Origin of the sequence: Paenibacillus marchantiae (assembly GCF_028771845.1) — a bacterium.
GTDB classification, from domain to species: Bacteria; Bacillota; Bacilli; order Paenibacillales; family Paenibacillaceae; genus Paenibacillus; species Paenibacillus marchantiae.
Genome location: NZ_CP118270.1, coordinates 5027501 through 5046046, shown reverse-complemented (window position 1 = coordinate 5046046; position 18546 = coordinate 5027501). Strand labels below are relative to the sequence as shown.

15 protein-coding genes are annotated in these 18546 nt (G+C 42.7%); 14 read left to right on the top strand and 1 reads right to left on the bottom strand.

Features of this window, described 5'->3' with window-relative positions; all coding sequences use genetic code 11:
- The first annotated feature begins 147 nt into the window (after positions 1 to 147).
- From PTQ21_RS22685 to PTQ21_RS22655, 7 genes are all read left to right on the top strand, one after another.
- Positions 148 to 891 carry an SDR family NAD(P)-dependent oxidoreductase gene (locus PTQ21_RS22685; RefSeq protein ID WP_064640818.1) on the top strand — a complete coding sequence of 248 codons (744 nt, stop codon included), beginning with the start codon at positions 148 to 150 and terminating at the stop codon, positions 889 to 891.
- A 456-nt stretch (positions 892 to 1347) separates the two neighbouring features.
- Positions 1348 to 2148: an HAD-IIB family hydrolase gene (locus PTQ21_RS22680; RefSeq protein WP_090806784.1), complete on the top strand. Its 801-nt coding sequence runs from the start codon at positions 1348 to 1350 to the stop codon at positions 2146 to 2148.
- A 66-nt stretch (positions 2149 to 2214) separates the two neighbouring features.
- Positions 2215 to 2664 (top strand): nucleoside 2-deoxyribosyltransferase domain-containing protein, encoded by a 450-nt coding sequence (locus PTQ21_RS22675; RefSeq protein WP_063563684.1) that lies wholly within the window; start codon positions 2215 to 2217, stop codon positions 2662 to 2664.
- A 244-nt stretch (positions 2665 to 2908) separates the two neighbouring features.
- Positions 2909 to 4144, top strand: coding sequence for an MFS transporter (locus PTQ21_RS22670; RefSeq protein WP_274567241.1), 1236 nt, complete (start codon positions 2909 to 2911; stop codon positions 4142 to 4144).
- Between the two features lie 447 nt (positions 4145 to 4591).
- Complete coding sequence (locus PTQ21_RS22665) at positions 4592 to 6889, top strand: ABC transporter ATP-binding protein (RefSeq protein WP_090807537.1); 2298 nt, start codon at positions 4592 to 4594, stop codon at positions 6887 to 6889.
- Positions 6886 to 7470, top strand: a complete 585-nt coding sequence (locus PTQ21_RS22660; RefSeq protein ID WP_072733115.1) for a DUF1854 domain-containing protein — start codon at positions 6886 to 6888, stop codon at positions 7468 to 7470. The genes PTQ21_RS22665 and PTQ21_RS22660 overlap by 4 nt, the downstream gene beginning before the upstream one ends.
- A 40-nt stretch (positions 7471 to 7510) precedes the next feature.
- Positions 7511 to 9715, top strand: coding sequence for an ABC transporter ATP-binding protein (locus PTQ21_RS22655; protein ID WP_090806778.1), 2205 nt, complete (start codon positions 7511 to 7513; stop codon positions 9713 to 9715).
- Between the two features lie 120 nt (positions 9716 to 9835).
- Here the strand turns inward: PTQ21_RS22655 and PTQ21_RS22650 are convergent, their stop codons facing one another.
- Positions 9836 to 10234: a VOC family protein gene (locus PTQ21_RS22650; RefSeq protein ID WP_090806776.1), complete on the bottom strand. Its 399-nt coding sequence runs from the start codon at positions 10232 to 10234 to the stop codon at positions 9836 to 9838.
- A 274-nt stretch (positions 10235 to 10508) separates the two neighbouring features.
- Here PTQ21_RS22650 and PTQ21_RS22645 point away from each other — a divergent pair, with 274 nt between their 5' ends.
- The 7 genes from PTQ21_RS22645 (at position 10509) to PTQ21_RS22615 (ending at position 18411) form a co-directional block, all read left to right on the top strand.
- The gene (locus PTQ21_RS22645) at positions 10509 to 11366 is read left to right on the top strand and encodes a GNAT family N-acetyltransferase (RefSeq protein ID WP_274567239.1); all 858 of its coding nucleotides are present in this window, start codon (positions 10509 to 10511) and stop codon (positions 11364 to 11366) included.
- Between the two features lie 443 nt (positions 11367 to 11809).
- Positions 11810 to 13108: an NCS2 family permease gene (locus PTQ21_RS22640; RefSeq protein ID WP_063563691.1), complete on the top strand. Its 1299-nt coding sequence runs from the start codon at positions 11810 to 11812 to the stop codon at positions 13106 to 13108.
- A gap of 603 nt (positions 13109 to 13711) precedes the next feature.
- Positions 13712 to 14251, top strand: a complete 540-nt coding sequence (locus PTQ21_RS22635) for a cysteine hydrolase family protein (protein WP_063563693.1) — start codon at positions 13712 to 13714, stop codon at positions 14249 to 14251.
- Positions 14252 to 14347: 96 nt separating this feature from the next.
- Positions 14348 to 14641, top strand: coding sequence for an aldo/keto reductase (locus tag PTQ21_RS22630; protein ID WP_256337886.1), 294 nt, complete (start codon positions 14348 to 14350; stop codon positions 14639 to 14641).
- Positions 14642 to 14932: 291 nt separating this feature from the next.
- Positions 14933 to 15877, top strand: a complete 945-nt coding sequence (locus tag PTQ21_RS22625; RefSeq protein ID WP_090806770.1) for an ABC transporter permease — start codon at positions 14933 to 14935, stop codon at positions 15875 to 15877.
- A 15-nt stretch (positions 15878 to 15892) separates the two neighbouring features.
- On the top strand, positions 15893 to 16822 hold the full coding sequence (locus PTQ21_RS22620; RefSeq protein WP_274567238.1) for a carbohydrate ABC transporter permease: 930 nt from the start codon (positions 15893 to 15895) through the stop codon (positions 16820 to 16822).
- An 83-nt stretch (positions 16823 to 16905) separates the two neighbouring features.
- A complete protein-coding gene (locus PTQ21_RS22615; protein WP_274567237.1) occupies positions 16906 to 18411 on the top strand; it encodes an ABC transporter substrate-binding protein in 1506 nt (501 codons plus the stop codon).
- The last annotated feature ends 135 nt before the right edge of the window (positions 18412 to 18546 follow it).

The following is an 18546-nucleotide window of genomic DNA, read 5'->3' as shown; positions in this document are numbered from 1 at the left end:
CTTCAAGTGAAATACCCTACAAATGGGGGGGTATACAATCCATTATTACACAGAACTTTATAGGATAGTATTTCAAAATTAAAGGAGTAAGATTGAGGAGTACAAGTTCATGAATCTTACTATGAAGAAATGGAGCGGTTGAATCTTATGAAATTAAATGAAAAAGTAGCTATTGTTACAGGTGGTGCTAGTGGAATTGGTGAAGCCACCGTTCGCCTTTTCGCAAAAGAAGGAGCAAAAGTGGTCATTGCTGACTTCTCTGAACATGGTAAAGAACTAGCTGCCGAACTCAATGGGGAAGGTCATGATACGTTATTTGTCAAAACAGATGTGACTAAAGAAGAAGATATTAAACACATGATTAATGAAACCGTTGAGAAATATGGTAAGTTGGATATTATGTATGCAAATGCAGGGGTTGCCGATGACGAAGCCGCTGATGTATTGTCATATGATAAATGGAAACGAACCATCGATATTAACTTGTCAGGTGTATTTCTTTCCGATAAATATGCTATTGAGCAGTTCCTTAAGCAAGGAAATGGCGGCGTTATTGTTAATGCTGGCTCAATCCACAGCTTTGTTGCATTGCCTAAAACGACAGCTTATGCCTCGGCAAAAGGAGGCGTTAAACTGTTAACTCAGAATTTATGTACTGCTTATGCCAGTAAGGGAATCCGTGTTAACGCCGTATGTCCTGGATACATTGAAACGCCTCTCTTGAAGAACGTAGATGCAAAAAGCAAAGAATATTTAACTTCACTTCATCCACAGGGCAGACTTGGACGACCAGAAGAAGTCGCAAAAGCTGTGTTGTTCTTAGCCAGCGATGATGCTAGTTTCGTGAATGGTACTACCTTGCTTGTTGATGGAGGCTATACCGCACATTAATTCAGGTCAGATAAAAGATAATTTACCTGAAAACCAATTTTCAAATCGAAATAAACCTCTATATCATTGAAGACTTCTTCATTGATGTAGAGGTTTTCTTTTACATACGGCGGAGGCTATAGAAGATTCCTTAATTACCCTTTGACAGAGCATTAAGGTTTGCTGCATACTGACTTTATAAAGTTGTTTTATAAAGAGGGTTACAAAAAGCGCTGGCTACATTAGAAGGATCTACGGAAATACGGGAGGTGAGGGTTATGGTATATATAATTTTAGCAGTTATCATTTGGATTGGGGCATATGCGGCTTTGAAATCGTCGAATCAGCCTATAGAAGTGAAGCCAATTCGATCAATTAATGATCTCTTTGAATAGATAAAGGTTTTGCCATGAATACTTAATAAGTTAACTTTATAAAGATGAATAATAAATCCAACTTGAACTCGGAGGATTTTAAATGATTAAACTCGTAGTAACTGATCTGGATGGAACATTTCTGAATAATCAAGGTTCGTTTGATATTGAACTTTTTAATGAAGTACATGAAGAAATGCAAAAGAAAGGAATAACGTTTGTAGCCTGCACGGGAAAACAGTGTGAACGAGTAGAAAAGTTGTTTGGTGACCATGGAAAAGGGATTTGGATTCTTGGAGATAGCGCAGCCAGAATCAAGAAAGATGGAAAAGTCGTCAAAGAGTTTAGCATTGATCGCACACTCGTTCTGCGAGCAATTGAAGAAATTCAAGGTTTTGATCCCCACATGACAATCATTGTATGTGCAAGCGATGCAGCATACGTACATTCCTCTATCTCTGATGATATGTACAACGTAGTTAAAGGCTCTTATGAACAAGTCATAAAAATGGATTCCTTCTCCGAAATCGATAGTGATTTTATCAAAATAACCGTATTTGATACAGAAGGCAGAAGCACAATGCTTAGAAAACATGTGGAACAGACGTTAAATGGCCAAATCTACATTGTCGACTCTGAAGCCAGGTGGCTCGATATTACTGCTCTTCATACCCATAAAGGCGAAACGGTAAAAAAATTACAGGATATGCTGGGGGTAACTGCGGAGGAAACGATGTCGTTCGGTGATGGAGAGAACGATGTTGAACTGATGGCAATTGCTAAGTACAGCTTTGCTGTTAGCAATGCTTGCGAGAACACCAAAAAAGCAGCAAGTTTCATCACAAAATCTAATGAAGAAAATGGTGTTCTTATAACCATTCAAAAAATGATGGATTTACAGTAGGACTGCTCTAATCATTCAAATAGAAATTACTATATGACGAAGCCTGTGAATAGGAGCGTGGGATATTTGCGTAAAAATGTATATTTGTCAGGCTCTATACTTACTTCTGGGGAACGACGAAAGTTGGAACGGTTAAATACGATTATGGAAGCACACTTTTTAACCACACATCTACCACATAGAGACATAGAAAATCAATCTATACACTCAAAAAGTGGAGATGAAATGTTCAAATCTGCAGTTAAGGCAATAGAAGAATGTGATATGTTTGTCGCTGTTTTAAACAACAATGGCTTGAATTTAAGTAATACCTGCTGGGAGCTTGGTTATGCTTATGCGCATAAGAAACCAATCTTTTGTCTACATGAAGGTGAATTCAATATCAATCAATGGGGACATCTGATGTTGATGAATTCTTCAGTTGTTTGTCATAATGTGGAAGAACTCAAAGAACAATTAGATCTTACATTACAAAATGATAAATCTAAAGAAAGTAGTTCATATAACAAGAAATGATATCATCTCAGAGAATGAACTAGCTGAACAAATAGGTGAGATAGAAGTATCCTTAATGAATGAGAGTGATCATGAAGGTCATAACATGATTAGTTTCAACACATATAAAGTAGGTACAAAACTATTTAAAATCAAAAACAAATGCTATAATAAAAAAATCTTTTTCAATCTGATCGGAGGCAGACCATTGTAGAATCTCATTCCTTTTCCTGAATACAACTGAATATTGAAAAGGATGAGTACAATGCTTACAAAATCATTTCATAGACTCTGGCTTAGTCAGGCTCTATCTACTTTAGGAGACATCTGGTACATTTTGGCGCTTGTCGTCACGCTTTACCATCTATCTGGTTCTGCTACCGTAACGGCTTTGTATCCCCTACTTAGAGTTGCTGGTATGACAATCGGCAGCATCGCGGCTCCTCTTATCGTGCGTAAGTTGCGCTTGAACCGCTTACTTGCATCTAGTCTTGGAGGGCAAACTATTGGCTTGGCATTGCTCACCATATATATGTTTCTAATGGGCAAAGACAATCCTAATATTGCTATATTGATCGGAATGGTTTTTGGGATATCAATTCTGGAGGGGGTAGCGGGCCCAGTAAGATCTTCTCTTGTTGCTCTAACCGTGCCTGAAGCATCGTTGCTTAAAGCGAACAGCGTGCTAGTGGGTATTGTACAGTCATGTTCTCTGGCCGGATGGGCGTTCGGATCCATGACAGTCAGTTGGCTTGGTGCAAGTCAAGTGCTGCTCCTTTCTACAATGTTATTAGGCGGTGCTTGGTTATCATCCTCCATGATATACGAAACCAGAAACAGCACACACCAAACACCAGTGGGTTCTTGGAGACGATCGCTTCAAGATGGATGGCAGAATTATTTTAGGTTACCGCAGTTACGTGTTTTGTTATGGATGGATGTATGGGAAGGCTTATTTAGAGGTGCATTCGCAGGGGCGCTATTGCTCGTGTTCGTAGGAGAACGACTACATGTGGGTGAAGTATGGTGGGGATGGATGAATGGCGCCAATTTAGGTGGATTCGTTCTCATTAGCATTCTTATGAGCCGTTTATCGAACGGAAACTGGAATCTAGGGGGCATGCTAGCGGTGGGCAGTGGATGCGTTGCTGCGCTAACACTCGCATTCAGTTTTTCTACTAGCCCGTTAGTGACACTCTTTATCATGTTCGCAATCGGGGCTTCTCAAGCCATAAAGGATTTAGCGGAACGTACTTCTTACCAAACAAGCGTTCCCGCTTCAGAGCTTCCACCGTTATTTGCGGCCCAATCATCACTTACCTCAATTCTATATGGTGTATCATTATTATTATCTGGTTGGTTAGCGGATACTGTAGGTATTCAAACGCTCTACATCTACGCATCAATTGGATTTTCTCTTTCCTTTATCGGTGCTCTTACGTATCGGATGAATGGACTAAAAGTAAATAGATACATCGATACGGAAGAAACGGTGAGTTAAGTATTCATGAAGTGAGATTTATATTCTATTTTGTCAGCTAAAAATGTTGAATCCTATGACGAGGCTATCCAGAACTTATGGATAGTCTTTCTTTATATAACATAGTCCCTTGATTTTTGAACAACAAAGCCTTCAAAATCCCCCTCTATCTCGATTATTGAGCGTCTACTTCAGATTCATTTCTTTCAGCAAAAACCTATCAATATTCACTTTGTTACTTTTTAAATATAAAAGTGTAAAATGTATGACGTAACTTTAATACACAATTATTTCAGTGTCAATACGCACTTTTAAGATAATTTATTTACGATGTGAATGGAGCATACAGAATCCAACACTTTTTAAACAAAAATGTTGACAAAGTAAAGGTCCGAAAATAAGATAGAAGCATTCTAAAAATAAAATTAGTAAAAAAAGGATTTTGTTTCGATATTTTATATGGAGTTGATGACTATTCATTCTACAGAAAAATTAATATTGCTGCAGCAGCAGAAATGGGCGGAGAAGGATATCCTGTTCGAAATGACATGTGATCGTACGCCAGAGGGGCATTTTCTCGATACATACATAGCCTTGTCCCAGCATGAAATGCTTATTGCAACAAGTCTCAAGGAACCGGATCACGAAAAGACCTTTAAGGGCTATTCGATCCCTGTCAAAAGTTATCCACGTCAGGATCCGCAGGAGGAGGGGAAATGGTCGGTTCAAACGTTGAAAATCAGTGGAATTGAATCCGTTTTCATTGTGAACCTTGTTGCATCCGGGATGCTTGTAATGAAGGCTCCAGACGAGCGAATCATAGCGGCGTTCACGAATGGACTGATGAGCAAGGCATCCAGGCTGGCAGCAATCTTTACGAAGCTGAAAAAGCAGGAGGAGGTGGACAGCGAGTTACTGAAGGATGATGAGGCAAATGCCTCTTGTCCCAAATGCGGGAGGATTTACCCGGAAGAAGGTCGAGAGATTTGCCCGAAATGCATGAAGAAAAGCGCATTGATCCTCCGGCTGCTATCGTTTGCCAAGCCCTATAGAGCCTCTTTGCTGCTCATTATTGTGTTGATGCTTTTAAATTCCGTGACTGGGCTTGTCATTCCATATTTGACGGGTACGGCCTTATTTGATCAGGCGCTAAAAGGCGAAGGATATTTTGGCGGACAGGTAGGGCTAGTCATCTTGCTAGTCATTATTTTTCGCACTTTATCTCTATTATTTGGTGTCTTCTTCGGAATCATCAATGCGAGGCTGGCCGCAAACATTGTTTTTGATATAAAATCTGTCATTTTTACTGCAATGCAGCGCTTATCACTAAACTTTTTCAAGCGGAAGCAGACCGGACAGCTGATGACCAGAGTTAATTACGACGCCGCTGAACTGCAAATATTTTTCATTGATGTACTGTCCTATTTTGTTGTGAATGTAATGAATATCATCGGCATTACCGTCATTTTGCTGGTATTGGACTGGAAGCTCACACTGCTATGTTTTTTGCCGATGCCGATTGTTATTTTTCTGGCACGCCAAGTATTCCCCAAGTTGTCGAGGCTATCATGGCGGATGAACCGCCAGGTATCATCATTGAACTCCATTATTAGTGACTCGATCAAAGGTGTCCGTGTCGTCAAGGCATTTGGCATGGAGCACAAAGAAATGCAGCGCTTCCAGCAGGCAAATGCGAACTTCTCCGGCTCGGAGCAAAATTATAACCGTTTGAGCGGTACGATCTTTCCAGTACTTAATGGGCTGACTCAAATGGGAGGTATGCTCATCTGGGGATTTGGAGGGTGGATGATACTCAAGGGTGAAATTTCGTTCGGGCTTATGCTGACCTTTGTCAATTATATGTATATGTTATATGGGCCCATTGAGTTTATGAACAATATTGTAGGCTGGTGGTCGCGTTGCATGACGGCTTCGCAGCGATTATTTGAAATTGTGGACGCAAGCCCTGATGTGAAGGAGAAGGAGAATGCGATTCGGATTCCAGTCATGAAGGGAGATATTCAAGTATCAAATGTTGTATTTGGCTATGAGCCGAATAAATCGAATCTGAAGAATGTTACGCTGCAGGTGAAGGCAGGACAAATGATTGGCGTCGTCGGACAATCTGGAGCAGGAAAATCAACTCTCGTCAACCTCATTTCCCGGCTATACGATGTGAATGAAGGTGCAATTACGATCGACGGAGTAAATGTGAAGGATTTGGCTGCTGAATCGTTGCGCTCCAATATCGGAATCGTATCGCAGGATGTGTACGTGCTATCAGGCAGTATTGCTGAAAATATTGCCTATGCCAAGCCGGATTGCAGTGTCATGGATATCGTTCATGCGGCGAAAATAGCCAACGCCCATGATTTTATTGAGAAGCTGCCGGACGGCTACGATACGATCGTGGGTACGGGCGGATACAATCTGTCAGGTGGTGAAAAGCAACGCCTCTCCATTGCGAGGGCAATTCTGCATAACCCAATAATACTGATTCTAGATGAAGCGACAGCTTCTCTGGATACGGAGACCGAGCTGCAAATCCAAGAGGCGCTGGATAAACTTATCAAGGGACGTACAACGATTGCCATTGCGCATCGGCTCTCCACGCTTCGCAATGCCGACTATCTGGTCGTGATGGATCAGGGCAAGGTTGTGGAAGAAGGAACACATGAATCGCTAATGAGTACCGAGGGCGCTTATTATCAATTGGTGAAAAAGCATGATGAAGCATTAAAAATAAGCGAGGTGATTTCAGCATGAGTTCGTCTGCATCACAGAAGAAGACAACTCCAGCCCAGGATACAGAGCTACAGAAGGAAAAGGGCGTGGCCGGTTCGCTGTCCGATGCCGCCGACATTCACTATCTCACAGAGGATAATGCAACATTTCATAAAACGGAAGGTCGGATGTTATCCGTAACGGTGGGGGAAAAGACGCATCCAGTCGTGTATGTACATTGCTCTTTCCCTCATACGAATAGACGCATGTATTTGTCCATCCGGACGGTTGAAAACAAGGAAATTGGTATGATCCACAGTCTGGAGGATTTTACGGAAGAGACAGCGCAGCTGTTAGAGGAGCAGCTGCAAATCCGTTATTTCACTCCAGAAATTAGCAGGTTGATTAACGTGAAGGAGGAGTTTGGCTACTCCTACTGGGAAGCAGAGACGACAGGCGGACTATGCCGATTCACAGTCAGAGGTGGTGGTGGCAACGCCAAGCTGGTAACCCCAGACCGACTGCTCGTCACTGACGTGGACGGTAATCGGTTTGTCATCCCAAATATAAATAAGCTGACAGACAAGGAATACCGGATGGTAGAGCTATGTATGTATGGTTAATCAAGTTGACTAGAGCGGACATGAAGGATGGTGAATGCCTATGGATTTGAATTTTTCGCTTGCAGAGCCGGATGTGAAAGCTGCTGTGCAGGCTGTCGGAACTGACATTGAATATTGTGTGCCCGCTAATCTGTCGCTACTTGGCTACCGTACGGCCGGATTTCTGGTTATCGGGCAGAATAAATGGGCTTACATCGAGCATGGTCAAGCGAAGGAAACCGGTATTATTGCTGACTCATGGGAGTACAAAGTCATTCCGCTTATCGGAAATATTGTGCTGGAGACCGAAGATGAGCAGGGAAAGCGTATCCTCGTCCGCTCCTCCATGGAGCATGCTCCACGCTTCGGTTATATTGCACAAGTGCTGAATGATAAATCAGCAGCCCGCAAAGTTCGGATTTTCAATAATGATGAGGAAAACGTCTGTGTTAAGTGCGGTGATCGACTAGTGCAAGGAACCCGTGTATGCCCCAGATGCATGAGCAAGTCCGCGGCGTTCAAAAAGCTGTTCGGTGTCTCGAAGCAGCATTGGAAGCCGCTGGCGATGGGTCTTATTGTCATGATAGCGGCTTCCGCTATTGCACTGGCAGGACCTTATTTTCAGGAAATTCTGATTAACGGTGTCTTGCAGCCGTCTGACGGACATAGTCCGAGCATGAAGCTGTTCTATTTCGCACTTGCCGCCATGATCGGAGGACTTGTGGCCGGAGAACTGCTGGCGATTATTCGGGCACGGGTCATGGCGAATGTCAGCTCCAATATTGCCGCCGATCTGCGCAAAATGGTGTATGAACGAGTACTGAGCCTGCCGCTTGGCTTCATGACCTCTCAACGGGCGGGAGATATAATGAACCGGGTAACGGCGGATACAGACCGGATTCGGCAATTGATTCAAGAGCTATGCACAACAGCAATCTATCAAATGATTTTGCTGGTTGCGGCTAGTAGCCTACTCTTCAGCGCTGACTGGCGCCTGGCATGTGTTGTGCTGTTGCCTGCCCCTATTGTCGCCTACATGAATATGTACATCTGGAAACATGTGCTCTGGAAACTGTATCAAAAACAGTGGGCAATCTACGACCGGGGGAGTTCTTTTCTGCATGATGTGCTGAGCGGAATCCGGGTTGTCAAGGCATTCGGCAAGGAAGCCACGGAGATCAAAAAATTCCGGTCCCATAACAGTGATTTTGCTGCCGCTACGATAAGAACCGAGAGTCTGTTCAACATGCTGGCCCCGATAACGAATTATTTAATTCAGCTTGGCCAATATGTTGTGTTGCTGCTTGGCTCTAACATGATTTTGAACAATCAGATGAATGTAGGTGAACTGATCAAGTTCAGCATGTATGCGTCCATGGTGTTTGGACCGATCGCCTGGATGATGTTCATGCCAAGATGGGTCTCCAATGCGATGATTTCCATTGACCGCGTTTTTTCGGTCATTGACGAGCAGCCGGATGTAGTGGAGACTGATAAAACAGTGAGACATACGATTCATGGCGAGGTTTCGTTCCGCAGTGTGTACTTTGGCTATAACTCCTATGAGCCGGTGCTGAAGGATGTGTCTTTTGATATTCGTAATGGGGAAATGATTGGGTTGGTGGGTCATTCGGGATCGGGCAAGTCTACCCTGATTAATCTGGTCTCCCGCTTCTATGATGTGAATGAAGGTCAAATTAAAATTGATGGTGTAGACATTCGGGACATCCAGAAGGATGACATTCACTCCCAGATTGGTGTCGTGCTTCAGGAGACCTTCCTATTCACAGGCACGATACTTGATAATATCCGTTACTCTAAGCCGCAAGCGACGGAGGAAGAAGTCATCCGGGCGGCCAGAATTGCTAATGCGCATTCATTTATTATCAATCTGCCGGATGGGTACGACACGCTGCTTCAGGAGAACGGGAACAATATATCCGGTGGTGAGCGCCAGCGTCTGGCAATTGCAAGAGCGATTCTGAATGATCCGCCAATTCTTATTCTGGATGAAGCGACTTCTGCACTCGATATTGAGACGGAAAGTGTCATTCAGACGGCGCTCCAGCAGGTAATGAGAGGAAGGACAACGATTGCGATTGCCCACAGGCTGTCAACACTCCGCAATGCCGACCGGCTGATGGTACTGGAGAAAGGCAAGATTGCAGAAATTGGCTCCCATGCCGAGCTAATAGAGAAAAAAGGCATTTACTACACACTGATTACAGCCCAGAGGGAGATGTCGAAGAAAGAGCAGACGGGGTAACTCATCCATCTCAATCCATTTTGTAGTTTGTTCGTCACATGTATGCTCCGGCAGCTGCGTTGTACTTAGAAATAGGAGGAACGCCGATGACCTTAAACAGGTAACCGGCGTTTTCACTTATTATTTCGGCATTTTGCTCTCATCCATGTAAAGCAGGTTCCAGCGGTGACCGTCCAGGTCGGCAAATCCTGCGCCGTACATCCAGCCGTCGATTTCACTCGGTTTGCCAAAGATGCTTCCTCCGGCAGACTCTACTTTTTGAATAAAGGTATCTACTTTTTCTCTGCTTTCAGCGCCAATGGAAAATATTACTTCAGCGCTATTGGAAGTATCTGCTGTTTTTGAACCTGTGAATTTCTCAAACGTCGACTCCGGGAACAGCAAAATCGTTGTTTGACCTATGGAAAGCTGGGCTCTCTCGTTCCCAACGCTCACCGCATGGAATCCAATTTCATTGAAAAAGGCAGTTGACTTCTCAACATCTTTGACAGGCAGGTTAATCCAGATCTCCTGTGACATGGTTGTAGCCTCCTAGAATATAATTTTAACTACGCCTACTATACTCTACTTTTGGCAGCAGATGCGAATCTTATCAAAGAAATAAATGAATGTTATTATTATGAATATTGAACAAATGGAGGGATGAACATAGATAAGAAAAAGTACTTTATCCTGATGCCACCGATGTTAATAATTGGACTGTTTATAATGTATTTTCTTCCAGTAAATCAGAGAGCTTATGTATTCTTAGTTCCTATTGTATTTTGGTTGACGTACTATATCTGGGTATTTGTTGAAAGAAAAAAATATAAAAAAACAGAATAGAAATTATAGTTTGAGAGGTGTTAAAATGGTTTCGCATCAATTGCTTACTCACGATACAATTCTTGAATTATTGCCCCACATTAATACAGAACAGAATTTGCTTTTTTATAGTTATTTAACGCAACGTAAGGATAAGGCTCAATATGTTGGTCAATTTACGAATAGTCAACTTACAGCCGTATTAGCTTATTTTAGCGAACTATCCTTTCCTGCATTTTCTTTCTTCCGAGTTGAAGATCGTGATATCTTTTTTCCAGAACTCATTGCTTTTACAAGAGAAACGATCCAACTTGACGAAAGTGCTGTATGTGGCACGATACTCTGTCAACAGGACCTTGAACTTTTTCAATCCTTCGGTCTCATCAAAGGAATTCCTCAACGTTTTTTAACTATGAAACATCAGGATGAATCGAAACTCCTTGAATCTAACATTGCAAAAAGGATAAATGAAAATGATTATTCTAAGGTAATTGATTTTTTACATAGTGGGGAAATGAGGTTTTTCACAAGGAGTGAGTTAGTGGATTATCCTTTTCTTGGAATTAAGGAAAGTGAAGATTTCATAGCTGTGGGCGGATACCATTTTTATGACTCTCAGCTAGTAGAGCTTGGGAACATTGTTACCAGGTTAGATTACAGAGGAAGAGGATTAGCTAAACGCCTAACAAGTGAATTGACACACCTCGGTAAAAAACTGTCACCAGATGTCTATCTGGGTGTATTAGCAAATAACTTGCCTGCTGTTCGCTTATATGAAGGCTTGGGGTATCAAACAACAACGGAACTTTCTATTGTGAATTTTACTTTATCCACGACAAAAATATAGTCTTAATTATAGTCGCTATTTCAGCGGCTTTTTTGTTTTATCGGTATAAGTATTTAAAGGAATGGGCCTCTTTTGCCGTATATCGGCGTTTTCTTTGATCGCCGTAATTAAAAACATTTAAGCAAATACATGCGAATTGGGAATTAAATTCAGTATAACTTATTCCAGAAAAACGAATGAATACTTAATGTCATCTCTATATAGTTCGTAAATAACTGTGAACAATACGTTAATTCATTGACAATGAGTGTTATATTTATTAAAATTCGAAAGGGCATCAGGGTAAAGCAGATATGAGTATCCTTATCATTGGTTTAGAATCTTAGCTTTTTAATCCTAATGACGAATATAGGAGCGGTAATATTACAATCCTATTACGATGATTAGGATTTTTTTGTTTTTGCTCTGGAGAATAATTTGAAAGTTGGAGGCTGGCTTTAATCATGGACAATTGGTTCAAACTAAAAGAAAGAGGTACGACTGTTTCAACAGAGATCATCGCAGGGATCACGACTTTCTTCACAATGGTATACATAGTTATCGTAAACCCGGGAATACTCAGCAGCACAGGAATGGACTTTAACGGAGTATTCATTGCTACGGTGTTGGCGAGTATTGTGGCGACGCTGATTATGGGAATCGGGTCCAATTATCCGATTGTCATAGCGCCTGGCATGGGTCTGAATGCATTCTTTGCCTATAGTGTAGTTGCTGGATATGGGGTGTCTTGGCAGGTTGCACTAGGAGCTGTATTTATAGCAGGGCTTTTGTTTATTATTTTATCGCTTACTTCATTTCGTTACATGCTGCTTGATGCCATTCCTGCGAGTCTTAAGCACGCGATAACAGCAGGGATTGGATTGTTTATTACAACGGTCGGCCTGCAAAATTCCGGGATTATTGCCGATTCAGAATCAAATTTGATTACGATCGGGAACTTGGCAGAGCCTATGACTTACCTGACCATTATCGGTTTGATTATCACGGTTGTGCTTATGGCTTACAATGTAAAAGGTTATCTGTTCATCGGAATGGTGGTAACAGCGGTTCTTGCCTGGATCATGGGACTATTTCAAATGCCGGAGTCGATTGTATCCTTGCCGCAAGGCCTCACGTCAACGGCTTTCCAACTGGATTTGGCAGGCGTATTCTCTAATGGTTTGTATACCATCATATTCACGTTCCTGTTGATCACGCTGTTTGATACGACGGGGACAATGCTCGGCGTTGCTGAACAAGCAGGACTGCTGAAGGAAGGTAAGTTTCCGCGCTCACGCGGCGCCCTATTGGCAGATGCTGTAGGGACTACGACTGGCGCTTTGCTCGGAACAAGCCCAACATCGGCTTATATCGAGTCCAGCACAGGGGTGGCTGCAGGAGGAAGAACAGGACTGACGGCGGTTACGGTAAGTGTACTGCTTGCTCTTACTTTGTTCTTTACACCTATCGTTAGTGTGATATCAGGTATCCCGGCGATCACTTCTCCGGCACTGATTATTGTGGGTTACTTTATGATTAGCGTAATCAGCAAAATCAATTGGAAGGATCTCGAAGAAACATTTCCTGCCTTCCTGATTATCATACTTACTCCGTTGACGCACAGTATTGCGACAGGCATCGGCGTAGGCTTCATTTTCTATCCGGTACTCAAGCTGCTTCGCGGAAAGGGTAAGGATGTTCATCCGATATTCTACATTTTTGCGGTATTGTTCTTCATCCAGCTTGTATTCCTGGACCACTAAGAAACGGTTTAATCCAAATAAGGAGAACTGCTTATATAAAGGCGGCTCTCCTTTTTTATATGTAACCCTCGGTTTAATCCTTTAGAGAAGAATTCTTCTTCGTATTTAATACCTCAAATGCTTCTATTAAAAAATCCATAGTATGCTTAGGCACCAACGACTCATAGGGTTTTACGTTTTTATACAGTTCTTCGTTTACGTAATGGAGTATCTGCAAATATGCCATGCAACTGCTGTTGTAGGAAAGGATGGTCTGGTTTAAGATCCTTTACGATAGCTCGATGGACAAGCAATAACAAATTGTAAAGTTGTCCATCCAAGTACGTTTGCTTAGAGATATCCTCTGGAAACACCTGATCAATAATATCTATAGAGACATACTTTTGAAGCAGCTTTTTTTGAGCCTCCTCAACATGCATGGAATTCATAAGAAGTATGAGTATTTCAGAGTTTATTCAAAACAAAGTTCTTGTACCAAACAGAGGGCAAGAACTTTGTCTCATAACTGATTAGGTGTAAAAAATAATGAATATAATTATGCTTACGGGCAATTCTAACCTCAAGAATGAATGAAGAAGTATCCAGGATGAGGAGGGGAAAGTTATGATCTACAAGCCAGCATTATTGATCATAGATGTACAAATCGGATCATTTATGAATCCTCTCTTTATACATAACAGTGAAAAATTATTAGATAATATCAAACAACTTATTACGTGGGCCCACATAAGTAAGATTCCAGTCATACTTACGCAGCATAATGGGAAATTAGGGACGCTAACCTCAAAAAAATCCTCAGGGTGGAGTCTTCATCCCGCCTTACCCTTGATCGCTCAAGATGTGAAAATTGAAAAGGACTTTCCAGATTCATTTCAAGATACCACCCTTGAATCACATTTAAATCAGCTAGACGTTAATCAACTGATTGTCGCAGGAATTCAGACTGAGATATGTGTTGATGCTACATGTCGTAGAGCATTTAGCTTAGGATATGATGTTATTTTAGCCAAAGATGGTCACAGTACTGCGGACTCTTCCTTTTTAATTGCAGATCAAATCATTACACATCATAATATCCTTCTACAAAACTGGTTTGTTTCTTTAAGCGATACCCAGGATATCATAATGTCGATTTCACGATGAGACCCTTCGTGAACACCTTGCTGAGACGGATCTAAAACTTAAGGGCTTAGAGCAGTTTCGTGGAGAAATCGAGTCCCTTATTCATTATTTTGAGCAGTGGTTGCCGCGTTGGATGCTGGAATTTCTCATTTAAATACGGCTGATTTTTATAGCAGCGGACATAATGAAATGCTTATTGGTGAGGCACTTAAAGGCAGCCAAAGAGAGAAGGCTTTTTTAGCTGTAAAGTTTGGAGCATTAGTGGCGCTAGACGGATTCATGTACGGCCTGGAAGTTAGGCCTCAACATATAAAAAATTATCTGGCCTACACGCTAAAACGGTTAAACGTAGAATATATCGATCTTTATCAATCCGGTCTCTGGATGTCCAATTTATTAAAAGTGACCTGAAAAGAATTGAAGCCGCAATTCCAGAGAATGAAATAGCAGGTGGGAGTTTCCGTAGATGAATTTTAAAAATGGTGTTGTGGTTCGTCCGTAAGTTAATAGATAGTTGCAGACCTTGAGGGTGGTAAACTCTCAAGGTCTTTCTTATATTCTCTCACCAAGTATCGATGTGGAATATATTAAAACCTATTGTTTTTTGACTATTATCTAACGTTTTTGATCTAGGAATCATCTGGTGATTTACATAGAATTACAACTAATCGAGGATAGGTTCTACAAGAAGGGAAGAATGATATGGGAGCAAAAGTCACCCGCAAAAGAGTACGAACACGCTGGCGCAAGCATGATACCGAGCTCACGCTGCTCGTGCTTCCGACCACAATCTGGTACATTTTGTTCAGCTTCTTGCCGATGTTCGGTGTCATTATCGCTTTTAAGAATTTCAAGATTCACGGGAATTTTCTCAGTAATGTTATAAACAGCGACTGGATTGGGTTCAAAAACTTTGAATTCCTGTTCAGTTCGAACGACGTCTGGATCGTAATTCGCAATACAATCGGTTACAACATGATTTTTATTATTCTGGGTATCATCGTGCCTGTGTCACTTGCATTGATGGTTGGACAGCTGCACAGCCGCAAGGCAGCCAAGATCTATCAGACGATGATGTTTCTCCCGTATTTCCTATCTTGGGTTGTCGTTTCCGCGGTGCTTTGGGCATTCTTGAGCTATGACAAGGGGATTGCCAATCAAGTTCTGACCCATTTCAACCAGGATCCAAAAAATTGGTACATGGAACCATCGTATTGGCCTTATCTCCTTGTGTTTATGAACATGTGGAAGGGTCTCGGCTATGGGATGGTTGTCTACTTGGCGACAATCACAAGCATGGATTCAACGTATTACGAAGCCGCCGTCATTGATGGTGCCAGTAAGTGGCAGCAGACACGGTATATTACGCTGCCTTTAATGAAATTTGTTATCGTGCTGATGTTTATCCTGTCAGTCGGAGGCATCTTTTCCACGGATTTTGGTTTGTTCTTCCAAGTGCCGCGGGACTCCAATTCTCTCTACAACGTGACCACGACGGTCGATGTGCTTGTGTACAAACAACTCAAAACCGCGACAGTCGGGATGGCGTCCGCCTCTGCCTTCATGCAATCTGTACTGGGCTGCGGAATGATCCTATTCGCGAACTGGGTCGTTCGCAAAGTTGATCCAGAAAGCGCACTGATTTAGAGAGGAGGCAGGAAGATGTCAACACAATCAAGCTACGATTCCGGTCTTGAAAAGTTTAACCGAGTCGGCAAAGGAACGAACATTTTTTTTCACCTCATCTTTATCATTTTAGCTTTGTTATGCGTAGTCCCTATCGTCGTGGTGCTATCTATTTCACTGTCTAGCGAAGCATCCATTCGAGAGACCGGTTACCAACTCCTGCCGTCGGCATTCTCGGCTGAGTCCTACAACTATATCGTTAAGCAGGGCTCGATGATTGTACGTGCGCTCGGAGTCTCCGTATTCGTTACGGTAATAGGCACACTGACCGGCGTACTGCTCACCACTACGATGGGTTATGCATTGTCCCGTCCCCAATTTAAGCTAAAAGGACTTTTGACATGGATTGTGTTCATCCCGATGGTTTTTAACGGCGGTCTTGTCTCCAGCTATTACATCAATTCGACGATGTTGGGATTAAGCAATACAATCTGGGCGCTGATTTTACCATTAGCCGTTTCTTCCTTTAATGTCATCATCTGCAAAACTTTTTTCAAGACGACCATTCCGGACGGACTGATCGAATCGGCTGAAATTGACGGAGCAGGTCAATTCCGCATCTTCTTCACAATCGTGCTCCCGATCTCACTGCCAGTTCTAGCGACGATTGGTCTGTTTCTCTGCTTCTCGTACTGGAATGACTGGTTTCAATCGATGTTGTATATTGACGACCAAAGCTTGTATTCGCTGCAGGCACTACTGAACAGCTTGATGAGCAACGTTGATGCGCTGGCTAAAAACGCCTCGACGATGGGTATAAGCTACGCTGAGCTTGTCGCCACCATGCCCAAAGAATCTGCACGTATGGCTGTTGCAATCATTATTGTACTGCCCGTTGCTCTGGCCTACCCCTTCTTCCAGAAATACTTTATCTCCGGTTTGACGGTGGGTGCAGTGAAGGGATAAATCGAAATAAATCTGGAAATTTCAGGTTTATCATAATTTTGTGCAGGATCGGTGTGTGTTAACTTAAGGGAGGGAATAGAGGAATGAGGACAAGGTTTAAAGCATGGATGAAAGCTCCGTTTTTGATTGGAGTGGTAACGCTGGCTATCTTTGGTTTAACAGGCTGTTCCGGTTCAGACAACAATAACACAGCAAACAACACGCCAGCGGAAAACTCAGGATCGAATGCAGGCGAAGGTTCCGGCGAGGTACCTACGCTGGTGTGGTGGACGATCGGTGGACAAGTGCCTGCCAATTTTGATAAGGCAATTGAGAAGATAAACGAATATACGGCAGAGAAGATTGGTGTAAAAATCGATCTCCGCGTTGCCAGTTGGGGCGATTGGGACACGAAGATCAATACGATTGTAAACTCCGGTGAAGCTTTCGACATTATGTTTACGAATAACGGAAAATACAGTCAACAGGTCAACATGGGCGCATTCACGGATATTACCGACCTTGTGCCAAGTACGGTACCGGACTTGCACAGTTATATCCCAGAATTGGTGTGGGATGGAACGAAAGTCGGTGGCAAGATTTACGCTGTTCCAACGTACAAGGATTCTTCATTAACCCAGTACTGGGTGTTTGACGATGCGCTCGTTCAAAAGTACAATATCGACCTCGGCAGCATCAAGACACTACAGGATCTGGACAAGCCATTCCGTGACATCAAGGCTGGTGAAGGCAAAGGGTTCTATCCACTTTCCTTGACTCAAGGAGAGGGCATTAACGGTTTCTTTAATGACTATGACGATATGACTCTCGGCTTTCAGCCGATCGGCGTAAAGGCCGAAGATGAATCCCGTACAGTCGTTTCTGTTCTGGAACAACCGGATATACAGGGAAAACTGAAGCTCATGCATCAATGGTACAAGGACGGCATTATCAATCCGGATGCGCCAACCAAGATCGAGGCCGACCCTTATCGCCCGTTCTTCAGTGCGCAGGCGTTCCCTGGTGCAGAAGTGAATTGGCAGATCTCGGCGGGTATTGATAAATACGACATGGTTCAAATTCTGGGTCCGATCTATACAACCAGCACAATCCAGGGATCCATGAACGCAATCTCTGCCAACTCCAAGTACAAGGAAGAAGCGCTTAAATATCTGGAACTGGTAAACACCGACCCCAAGCTGCGTAATATGCTTGCTTATGGCGAAGAGGGTGTCGATTTCGATTATGTAAACGACAATACAGTTGAACGGAAAACGGATTCGTGGCCGCTGGCGGCCTATACACAAGGAACGTTCTTCAACATGGCTGTCACAAAAGGCGCACCTGAAGATCAGTGGGATCAGGTCCGCAAGCTGAATGAAGCAGCCACCTCATCTTCGATCCTTGGCTTTGCACTGGATATTAGTGAACTCGGCACTGAAGTAGCCAATGTGAAGGCTGTATGGAACAAATACAATTATGAGCTGATCACTGGCGCATCCGATCCGGAAAAAAAGATACCGCAAATTATAGAAGAGTTGAAGAAAGCTGGATTGGATAAGATTATGGAAGCCGCACAAGAACAGATCAACGCATATTTCAAATCATAATCCTTGAGACTTGCGACAATAACCCGAATGGAGCCGTTGTGGCCGTTCGGGTTTTCCAATCTTACTGGTGACATTTGCATTTAATTTGAGTTTATAACGGATTGATTTGTCCGACAAATAGCTATATGGTAAAAC